Source organism: Streptomyces griseoflavus (genome assembly GCF_014649995.1).
GTDB lineage: Bacteria > Actinomycetota > Actinomycetes > Streptomycetales > Streptomycetaceae > Streptomyces > Streptomyces griseoflavus.
The window spans coordinates 301,224-311,816 of the sequence record NZ_BMUC01000005.1 but is presented as its reverse complement, the minus strand read 5'-3'; the positions used below and the strand labels follow the sequence as shown (position 1 = coordinate 311,816).

Here is a 10,593-nt window from a genome sequence, read left to right as displayed (position 1 = left end):
GCTACTCCCCCGCCGAACTGGACCTGCACCGGATCCGGTTCACCGCGTTCCTGTCCCGGTTCCTGGCCGCTCCCGGTGACCTCCCGCCGGCCCGGACCGAGGTGCTGACCGCGGCCGAGCGCGCCACGGTGCTCGCGGCGGGGGAAGGCGCCCCGGGCGCGGAGCCGCGCACCTTCCCCGAACTGTTCGAGGAGCAGGTCCGCCGTGACCCGCGCGCCCTCGCGGTCCTCTCCCCCGACGGCTCCCTGGACTACGCCGGGCTCAACGACCGCGCCGGCCGGCTGGCCCGCACGCTGACGGCCCGCGGCGCGGGGCCCGAGGACCTGGTGGCGGTCGCCGTGCCACGCGGCGTCCACGCCCTGACCGCCGTGGTGGCGGTGCTGAAGTCGGGCGCGGCCTATCTGCCGGTCGACCTCGGCTATCCGCGGGCCCGCCTGACCGCGATGCTCGACGACACCGCGCCCCTGCTGGTCCTGACCACCCGCGCGGCGGACGACCCGACGCTCGCGCCCGGGGTGCCCCGGCTGTACGTGGACGAGGAAGACCTCACCGCTCCGGCCGGCCCGGACCCGGCCGCCTCCACGGACGCGAACCCGGCCGGCGCGGACCGCCGTGCGCCGCTCGCCCCGGGGCACCCGGCGTACGTCATCTACACCTCGGGGTCGACCGGCCGTCCCAAGGGCGTCGTGGTCACGCACACCGGTCTGGCCTCCCTGGTCCGGCACCAGCGGGACCGGCTGGGCCTGCGGCCGGGCACCCGGGTGCTGCAGTTCGCCTCGCCGAGCTTCGACGCCTCGGTGTGGGAGCTGACGACGGCCCTGCTGACCGGAGCCACCGCCGTGGTCGCGCCGGAGGAGCGGCTCGTGCCCGGGCCCCCGCTGGCGGACCTGGTGGCCGAACTGGGCGTCACCTGCCTGCTGCTGGCCCCCTCCGTGCTGGCGGCGCTGCCGGCGGACGCGCTGCCCGAGGGGACCGACCTGGTGGTGGGCGCCGAGGCGTGCTCCCCGGAACTGGTGGCCCGCTGGTCGCCCGGCCGCCACATGGTCAACGCCTACGGCCCCACCGAGTCGACGGTCATCGCCACCCAGACGGGACGGCTCTCCGGCCGGACCGTGCCGCCGATGGGCAGCCCGGTGCCCGGCACCCGGGTGCGGCTGCTGGACACGGCGCTGCGCCCGGTACCGCCCGGGGTCCCCGGCGAGGTGTACCTGAGCGGTGACGGACTCGCCCGCGGCTACCTGGCCCGCCCCGGCACCACGGCGGAGCGTTTCGTCGCCGACCCGTTCGGGCCGCCCGGCACCCGCATGTACCGCACCGGCGACCTGGCCCGCTGGGCGGCCGACGGCGAGCTGGTCTACCTGGGCCGCGCCGACAGCCAGGTGAAGGTGCGCGGTTTCCGCATCGAGCCCGGCGAGGTGGAGGGCGTCCTCGCCGGCGCGCCGGGCGTCGGCGGGGCCGTGGTCGTCGCCCGCGAGAGCGGGGCGGGCGTACGGCAGCTGGTGGCGTACGTGGTGCCGGCCGCCGGTGCCCGGACGCGGCCGGAGCCGGTGGCGGTGCGCGCCCACGCCGGGGAGCGGCTGCCCGCGTACATGGTCCCGGCGGCGGTGACGGTGCTGGACGCCTTCCCGCGCACGCCCGGCGGCAAGATCGACGTCAAGGCGCTGCCCGAGCCGCGGTTCGAGACGGCGAGCGCCTACCGGCCGCCCGCCTCGGAGCGGGAGCGGATCCTGCACGAGGTGTTCGCGGAGGTGCTGGGCCGGGAGCGGATCGGCGTCGACGACAGCTTCTTCGACCTCGGCGGCGACTCCGTCACCGCCACCCGTCTGGCGGCCCGGGCCCACCGGGCGGGGCTGACCCTCACCGCCAGGGACATCTTCGGCCACAAGACCATCGCGCGGCTCGCCGAGGTGGCCCGGGACACCGGTCCCGGGGCAGCGGCGCCGCGCGCCGAGAGCCTGGTGCGGCTCGACGCGGACGAACTCGACGAGCTCGAAGCCCAGTGGGGGACGACACTGTGAAACAGACTTCCTTGGAAGCGGTGCTGCCGCTGACCCCGTTGCAGCAGGGCATGCTCTTCCACGCCCTGTTCGACGAGGGGGACGGTTCGGCGCCCGCCGTCGACTTCTACACCGTGCAGACGCCCCTGGAGCTGACCGGCGTACTCGACACCGCCGCGCTGCGCCGCTCCACCACCGCCGTGGCCGGCCGGCACGCGAGCCTGCGGGCGGGATTCCTGCGGCGCCGCTCGGGCGAGGCCGTCCAGGCCGTCGCGCGGTCCGTGGAACCGGCGTGGGAGGAGGTCGACTTCTCCGGCTTCGGCGCGGACGAGCAGCGGCTGCGGCTGACGCGGCTGCTGGCGGACGACCGGGCGCGGCGCTTCGACATGGCCCGCCCGCCGCTGCTGCGCTTCACCCTGGTCCGCCTCGCCGCCGAGCGGCACGTCCTGCTGCTGACGCACCATCACATCCTGCTCGACGGGTGGTCGCTGCCGCTGCTGCTGGCCGACCTGTTCCGGATCTACCGGGACGGCGGCTCGGCCGCGGCGCTGGAGCCCGCGGTGCCGTTCGGGGACTACCTCGGCTGGCTCGCCGCGCAGGACCGCGAGGAGGCCGAACGGGCGTGGCGGTCGGCGCTGGCCGGGCTGGAGGGGCCGACGCTGGTCGCGGGCCCGTCCGGGCACGGCGGGCCGGTGCGGGCCCAGCGGCGCGCCGTCGCGGAGCTGTCCCCGGCGGACACGGCACGGCTGACGGAGACCGCGCGTGCGCGCGGGCTCACCCTCAACACCGTCGTGCAGGGCGCCTGGGCGCTGCTGCTGTCGGTGCTGACGGGCAGCCGGGACGTGGTCCACGGCAGTACGGTCGCCGGCCGCCCGCCCGAACTGCCGGGCAGTGAGCGGATGGTGGGCCTGACGATGAACACCGTGCCGGCCCGGGTGCGGATCGACCCGGCCGAGCCGGTGGCCGCGCTGCTCGCCCGTCTCCAGGACGAGCAGACGGCGCTGACCCGGCACGAGTACCTGGGTCTGGCCGACATCCACCGTGCGGCGGGCGTGACGGAACTGTTCGACACCACCGTCGCCTTCGAGAACGTGCCCGTCGACAGCGCCGTCCGCGGCGCCGAGGTGCCCGGCCTCGCGGTGACGCTGCTGCGTGACGTGGTCGACGACGCCTTCGAGGGCACCCACTACCCGCTGAGCCTCGCCGTGCACCCCGGCGAGGGGCTGCGGCTGGAGCTCAACCACCGCGAGGACGTGTACTCCGCGGACGCCGCCTCCGGGCTGCTGGACCGGCTGTGCGGGCTGCTGCGCGACATCGCCGAGGGACCCGATCTCCCGGCGGGGCGGCTGCCGTTGTGCTTCCCGGCCGCACGCGAGGAGCTCCTGCGCACGTGCGCCGGGCGGACCGTGGCCCACCCGGGGCGGACGCTGCCCGAGGTGTTCGAGGAGCAGGTCCGGGCCACCCCGGACGCGGTGGCCGTCGGCGACGGCTCCACCCGCCTGACCTTCGCCGCCCTCAACGCCGGGGCCAACCGGCTGGCGCGGCTGCTGGTCGCCGAGGGGGCGGGCCCCGGCCTGCTGGTCGGCGTGGCGCTGCCGCGCACCGTGGACGCGGTGGTGGCGATCCTGGCGGTGCTGAAGTCGGGCGCCGGCTATCTGCCGGTGGACAGCACGCACCCGGCCGAGCGGATCGCGGCGATCCGCGAGGAGGCCCGGCCGGTGCTGGTCCTGACCGACGCGGCGACCGAGCCGGCCGTGCCCGGCCGGACCCTGCGCGCCGACCTGGCCGTGCCGCCCGAGGACGCCTCGGACCTCACCGACGCCGACCGCGCGACGCCGCTGCGGCCGGAGCACCTGGCGTACGTGATCCACACCTCGGGCTCGACCGGCCGGCCCAAGGGGGTCGCGGTCGAGCACCGCAACCTGGTCAACATGTTCCACAGCCACCGGGCCAACTTCTTCGAACCGGAGCGGCGGCGCGCCGGGGGCCGGACGCTGCGCGCGGCCCTGACCAACTCGCTCGGCTTCGACGCCTCCTGGAGCCAGCTGCTGTGGATGGTCGGCGGGCACGAGCTGCTGCTGGTCGACGACGACGTCCGCAGGGACGCCGTCGCCCTGGCCGCGCTCACGGCCCGCGCGGCCGTCGACGTCGTCGACACCACACCGTCGGTGGCCCGCCAGCTGCTCGCGGCCGGCATGTTCGAGACGTCCGGGCAGGGGCACCGGGTGCGGGTCCTGGCCCTCGGCGGCGAGGAGGTCGGCGCCGACCTGTGGGAGGCGCTGCACGCGGTGCCGGACCTGTCGGTGTACAACCTGTACGGTCCCGCCGAGTGCACCGTGGACGCCATGCTGTGGCACGGTGGCGCCGCGGCCGGCCCGGCCATCGGCACCCCGGCCGACAACACGCGCGTCTACGTCCTGGACGCCTTCCTGCGCCCGGTCCCGGACGGGGTCGTCGGGGAGCTGTACATCGCCGGCGACGGGGTGGCCCGCGGCTACCTGGGCCGCCCGGCGGCGACGGCCGAGCGCTTCGTCGCCGACGTCCTCGGGGAGCCGGGGTCGCGCATGTACCGCACCGGTGACCTGGGGCTGCGCCGTCCGGACGGGGTGGTGGAGTACCGCGGCCGGTCGGACTTCCAGGTGAAGATCCGCGGGCACCGGGTCGAACTCGGCGAGGTCGAGGCGGCCCTCGCGGCCGACCCGTCGGTGGACCGGGCGGTGGTGTCGGTCCGTGAGGACGCGGCCGGTGTGCGGCGGCTCGTGGGCTACGTGCGTCCCGTGCCCGGCGCCGGGGTGCGCCCGGAGGTGCTGCGCGCGGCCGTCGCGGAGCGGCTGCCCGCGTACATGGTCCCGGCGCTGGTCATGACCGTCGAGGTCTTCCCGCTCACGCCCAACGGCAAGGTGGACCTGCGGGCGCTGCCCGAGCCGCGGTTCGAGGCGGCGAGCGCCTACCGGGCGCCGTCCACGGAGCGGGAGCGGATCCTGCACGACGTGTTCGCCGAGGTGCTGGGCCGGGAACGGGTCGGCGTCGACGACAGCTTCTTCGACCTCGGCGGCGACTCCATCACCGCCATGCGGCTCGCCGCCCGCGCGCACCGGGCCGGGCTCGCGGTCAACGCCCGGGACGTGTTCGTCCACAAGACCGTGGCCGGCCTCGCCGGCGCGGCGCGGGAGACCGGCCCCGAGCCGGACGCGCCGGCCGTCCCGGCCGGCCCGCCGATCACCCTCACGGCGGCCGAGCTGGCCGAACTGGAGGCGCCGGGGCGGCCGTACACCGAGGCGCTGCCGCCGACACCGCTGCAGCAGGGCATGCACTTCCACGCGATGCTGGCCGCGGACGGCGTCGACGTCTACACCGCCCAGGCGCCCGTACGGCTCACCGGCACCCTCTCCCCGGCGGTGCTCCGCGCGGCCTGCGACGCGGTCCTGGCCCGGCACACCGCGCTGCGGGTGTCCTTCCGCCTGCTCGGCTCGGGCCGCCTGGTGCAGCTGGTGCACGAGGACGTCCGCACGCCCTGGCGCGAGGTCGACCTGGGCGGGCTGGACGAGGAGGAGCGGCGGGCCCGGGTCGCCGAGCTGCTGGCCGACGAGCGCACCCGCCGCTTCGACCTGGCCGAGCCCCCGCTGCTGCGGGTCACGCTGGTCCGGTTCGCGGACGACGACCACCTGCTGGTGGTGTCGCACCACCACGCGCTGCTCGACGGCTGGTCGCTGCCCCTGTTCTTCCGCGACCTGTTCGCCGCCTACGCCCGTGGCGGCGCCCACCCGGCTCCGGCGCCGGCGCAGTTCACCGACTTCGTGCGCTGGCTCGGCGGGCAGGACGACGAGGCGGCGGTCCGGGCCTGGAGCAAGGCACTGGCCGGGTTCGACGAGCCCACGCTGGTGGCCCCGGACGCGGAGGCGGCCACGGCCGGTGTGCCGCACCTGGTGACGCACACCGTCGACGCCGGACGCACCGCCGAGCTCCTCGCCGGCGCGCGCGGCGCGGGACTGACCCTCAACACCCTCCTCCAGGGTGCCTGGGCGGTCGTCGTGGGACGGCTGCTCGGCCGCGACGACGTGGTGTTCGGTGCCACCACCGCCGCCCGCCCGGCGGACCTGCCCGGCTCCGAGGACATCGTGGGCCTGCTGATGAACACCGTCCCGGTGCGCGTCCGCCTCGACGCGGCCCGGCCGTTCGGCGCGCTGCTGGCCGGCGTCCAGGAGCAGCAGGCCGGGCTGCGGCCCTACCAGCACCTCGGGCTGACGGAGGTGCAGCGGTCCCTGGGGGTGGGCGAACTCTTCGACACCGTGCTGGACTTCGCGAGCGCGCCGTTCGACGGCGAGGCCGTCCAGGAGCAGGTGCCCGGGCTGCGCATGACGGTGGACGAGGACCCGGTGCCGGGCGCCTCGCACTACCCGCTGAACCTGGTGGTGGTGCCGGGCGAGCGGCTGAGCCTCGAACTCAGCTACCGCGCCGACCTGTTCACCGCCGAGGAGGGCGCCGCCCTGCTCACCCGGGTGCGGGCGGTCCTGGACGGTTTCCTGGCCGACCCGTCGGCCCCGCTGGGCCGGCTGGACCTGCTCACGGCCGGGGAGCGGACCGCGCTGCGCGCCGCCGCGCAGGGACCCGCCCACCCGGGTCCGGACACCTTCCCCGCGTTGTTCGAGGAGCGGGTGCGGGAGCGGCCCGGTGCCGTCGCCGTGATCGACGGGGAACACACCCTGTCGTACGGCGAGCTGAACGAGCGGGCCAACCGGCTGGCGCGGGAGCTGGTGGCCGAGGGCATCGGCCCGGAGGACGTGGTGGGCGTGGCGCTGCCGCGGTCGGCGCAGTCGGTGACCGCGGTCCTCGCCGTGCTCAAGGCGGGCGCCGCCCACCTGCCGCTGGACCCCGGCTATCCGGCGGAGCGGCTGCGGCACATCGTCGGCGACGCCCGGCCGGCGCTGGTGCTGACCGCGCCGGGGACGGCGGACCTGCCGGCCTGGGCGGGCGCGGCACGGACCCGCTGCCTCGGCACGACGCAGGTGGACGACGGCCTGCCCGGCACCGACCTGACGGACGCCGACCGGGTGGCGCCGCTGCGGCCCGCGCACACCGCGTACGTGATCTACACCTCCGGGTCGACGGGCCGCCCCAAGGGCGTGCAGGTGCCGCACCTCGGGATCGCGGCCCTGGTCGCCCAGCAGCGCGCCGGTCTGGATCTGCGCGCGGACGAGCGGGTGCTGCTGTTCGCGTCGCCGAGTTTCGACGCCTCGGTGTGGGAGCTGGCGACGGCCCTGCTGACCGGGGCGTGCGCGGTCGCCGCGCCGGCGGACGAGCTGCTGCCCGGCCCGGCGCTGGCGGCCACGGTGGCCCGGCACGGGGTGACGGCGCTGCTGCTGCCGCCGTCGTCCCTGGCCGTGCTGGGTGAGGACGCGCTGCCGCCGGGCACGACCCTCGTGGTGGGGGCCGAGGCGTGCCCGCCCGATCTGGTGGAACGCTGGTCGTCCGGGCGCCGGATGGTCAACGCCTACGGCCCGACCGAGGCGACCGTCATGGCGACGATGAGCCGCCCGCTGGACGGCCGGGTCCGCCCGCCGCTCGGCGAGCCCGTCGCCGGGGCCCGCGTGTACCTGCTGGACGGCACGCTCCAGCCGGTGCCGGCGGGCGTGCCCGGCGAGCTGTACGTGGCCGGCGAGGGCCTGGCCCGCGGTTACCTCGGCCGCCCGGGGCAGACCGCCGAGCGTTTCGTCGCCGACCCCTTCGGCCCGCCCGGGGCGCGCATGTACCGCACCGGCGACCTGGCCCGCCGGAGGTCCGACGGGGAGCTGGAGTTCCTCGGCCGGGTGGACCAGCAGGTGAAGGTGCGCGGATTCCGCATCGAGCCCGGCGAGATCGAGGCGGTGCTCGCCGAGGACCCGGCGGTCGCGCAGGCCGTGGTCGTCGTCCGCGAGGACCGGCCCGGCCACCGGCTGCTGGTGGCGTACGCCGCCCCGGCCGCCGGTGCCGTGCCCGACCCGGTCCTGCTGCGCGGGCGGGCCGCCGAGGCGCTGCCCGAGCACATGGTGCCCGCGGCGGTGGTCGTCCTGGACCGGCTGCCGAGGACCGCGAGCGGCAAGCTCGACCCGAACGCGCTGCCCGCGCCGGAGTTCTCCGCGGCGGCGGAGGGCAGGGCGCCGCGCACGCCGCGCGAGGAGTTGCTGTGCTCGCTGTTCGCCGAGGCCCTCGGCGTGGAGCGGGTCGGGGTCGACGACAGCTTCTTCGACCTCGGCGGCGACTCCATCGTCTCGATCAAGCTGGTCACCCTGGCGCGCGAGGCGGGCCTGGACGTCGCTCCGCGGGACGTGTTCGCCCACAAGACCGTGGCCTCGATCGCCTCGGCGGTCAAGGAGCTCTCCCCGCCGCCGGCCGCCGCGGCGGCCGGGGACGAGGACGAGGAGCCGCTGATCACGCTGGACCAGGCGGAGCTGGACCGCTTCGCCGAGGACTGGCGGTAGGACGCACCCGGACGGCGCCCGGCGCCACCCGCACCACCGCACCACCCGCACCACCCGCACCACCCGCACCACCCGCACCACCACTGGACCACGACACGGCCGGGACCCTGCTCGGCCGGTCCGGTGCGCTCCACCACGCGATCCGGCCGCGACCTCGCGGCGCGGACCGCACAGGACCGAACGACGGACGACCGCCAGCGGTCACGACCCGGTGAGGACACCGACATGACAATCACGAACCCGACCGTCGACGCGTCCCTCCGGGACGCCGCCCGCACCCCGGACACCCCGGACGCCCCCGCCGAGTACGTCCTGGACGCCGACGAGGTCGCCGAGCTGCGCAGCGCCGCCGAGAAGCTCGGAGAGGTGTACGGCGCGCCGTCCCTGCCCGGGTTCTACGACCGCGCGCTCACCGCGGAGGAGCTGCTGCCGGCGGGGCTGCGCACGTTCCTGCTGTCGTACCGGCGCAGCGAGCGCAGCGCGTCCTGCCTGGTGCACGGCTTCCCGGTGGACGGCGACGCGCTCGGTCCCACACCCGGTCACTGGCGCGAGGCGATCCACGGGGACACGGCCCGCGACCAGGAGGTGTGGCTGGCGCTGTGCGGGATGCTGCTCGGTGACCCGTTCGGCTGGGTGACCCTCCAGGAAGGGCGGATCATCCAGAACATCCTGCCGATCCACGGCGACGAGGACCGGCAGAGCGGGTACGGCAGCGAGGCGCTGCTGGAGTTCCACACCGAGGACGGCTTCCACCCCAACCGGTGCGACTACCTGCTGCTGATGGGGCTGCGCAACCCCGACGCGGTGCCCACCATCGTCGCCTCCGTGCGCGATGTCCGGCTCGACGACGCCGACCGGGCGGTGCTCGCCGAGGAGCGGTTCCTGATCCGCCCGGACACCGAGCACATCCGGCAGCTGGAGACCTACGCGCCCGGCCACCCGGCGCTGCCCCGGCTGCGCGCGATGGCCGACCGCCCGGTGCCGACGGCCGTGCTGTTCGGCGACCGGCTGAGCCCCTACCTGCGCATCGACCGGCCGTTCATGGACACGCTGCCCGGCGACACGGAGGCCGAGGCCGCGCTGGACCGGCTGATGGCCGAGCTGAACCGTGTCCAGCGGGACGTCGCGGTCGCCCCGGGCTCGCTGCTGATCGTCGACAACTACCGGGCGGTGCACGGCCGCAGGTCCTTCACCGCCCGCTACGACGGCACCGACCGCTGGCTGAAGAAGCTCACCGTCAGCCGCAACCTGCGCCGCAACCTGAGCGGTTACGCCCTCGACCACCCGCGCGTCATCGTCTGACCCGCCCGGTCCCCCACGTACGCGAAAGGCAGCATCCTCATGCGCACCGTCATCGTGTCCGGCGCCTCCAGCGGCATCGGGCAGGCCACCGCCGAACGCTTCGCCCGCGCCGGCGACCACGTCGTCAACCTGGACGTGCAGCCCCCGACGGGCGGCCGTCCCGACGGGCCCCGGGAGGGCGGCGGCGAGGTCCACTGGGCCAAGGTGGACGTCGCCGACTGGGACGCCGTCCGGCACGCCGTCGACCGGGTGGCCGCCGAACGGGGGCAGTTGGACGTCGTCGTCGCCAACGCCGGCATCAGCGTCCGGCACGGCATCCTGGACATCACCGAGGCCGACGCCCGGCGCACCCTCGACGTCAACCTCATGGGTGTCCTCGCGCTGTGGCGGCACGCCGTACCGCACATGCTGCGCCGCGGCGCGGGGGTGCTGCTGGCGACGGCGTCCGTCAACGGCTCCCGCGGCTACCCGCTGTACGCCGACTACAACGCCAGCAAGGCCGGGGTGGCGTCACTGTGCCAGACCTTCGCGGTCGAGCTGGCCCCGCTGATCCGCACGGCGTGCGTGGCTCCGGGGGCGGTGCTCACGCCGATGCAGCGCGCCGAGTACACCGACGCCATGCTCGACGAGGTGAACGCCCGCATCCCGGCCCGGCGGCACGCGCTGCCCGAGGAGATCGCGGAGGTCTTCCACTTCCTCGCCTCCCCCGGGGCGGCCTTCGTGTCGGGCCAGCAGTTCACGGTGGACGGGGCCGAGACCGCCGGGGCGACCACGGCGTTCTTCCCCGGACCGACCGAGCCCCCGTGCTGACCCGGCGCCGCCGGGAAGCCGACCGA

General features: G+C 76.1%; 4 protein-coding genes. All 4 read left to right on the top strand.

Annotation, left to right across the window (positions count from 1 at the left end; translation table 11 throughout):
• The coding region (locus tag IE172_RS34485; RefSeq protein WP_229886032.1) for a non-ribosomal peptide synthetase at positions 1-2,018 on the top strand (2,018 nt) is incomplete at its 5' end.
• Positions 2,015-8,455, top strand: a complete 6,441-nt coding sequence (locus IE172_RS14180) for a non-ribosomal peptide synthetase (protein WP_190097565.1) — start codon at positions 2,015-2,017, stop codon at positions 8,453-8,455. The genes IE172_RS34485 and IE172_RS14180, both read left to right, overlap by 4 nt.
• 225 nt (positions 8,456-8,680) lie before the next feature.
• A complete protein-coding gene (gene gntD, locus IE172_RS14175) occupies positions 8,681-9,757 on the top strand; it encodes a guanitoxin biosynthesis L-enduracididine beta-hydroxylase GntD (protein WP_190097564.1) in 1,077 nt (358 codons plus the stop codon).
• Positions 9,758-9,796: 39 nt separating this feature from the next.
• Positions 9,797-10,567, top strand: a complete 771-nt coding sequence (locus IE172_RS14170) for an SDR family NAD(P)-dependent oxidoreductase (RefSeq protein WP_190097563.1) — start codon at positions 9,797-9,799, stop codon at positions 10,565-10,567.
• The last annotated feature ends 26 nt before the right edge of the window (positions 10,568-10,593 follow it).

Coding starts and splice junctions, on each gene's coding strand:
- gntD (WP_190097564.1), top strand. CDS start 8,681: ATGACAATCACGAACCCGACCGTCGACGCGTCCCTCCGGGACGCCGCC.
- IE172_RS14170 (WP_190097563.1), top strand. CDS start 9,797: ATGCGCACCGTCATCGTGTCCGGCGCCTCCAGCGGCATCGGGCAGGCC.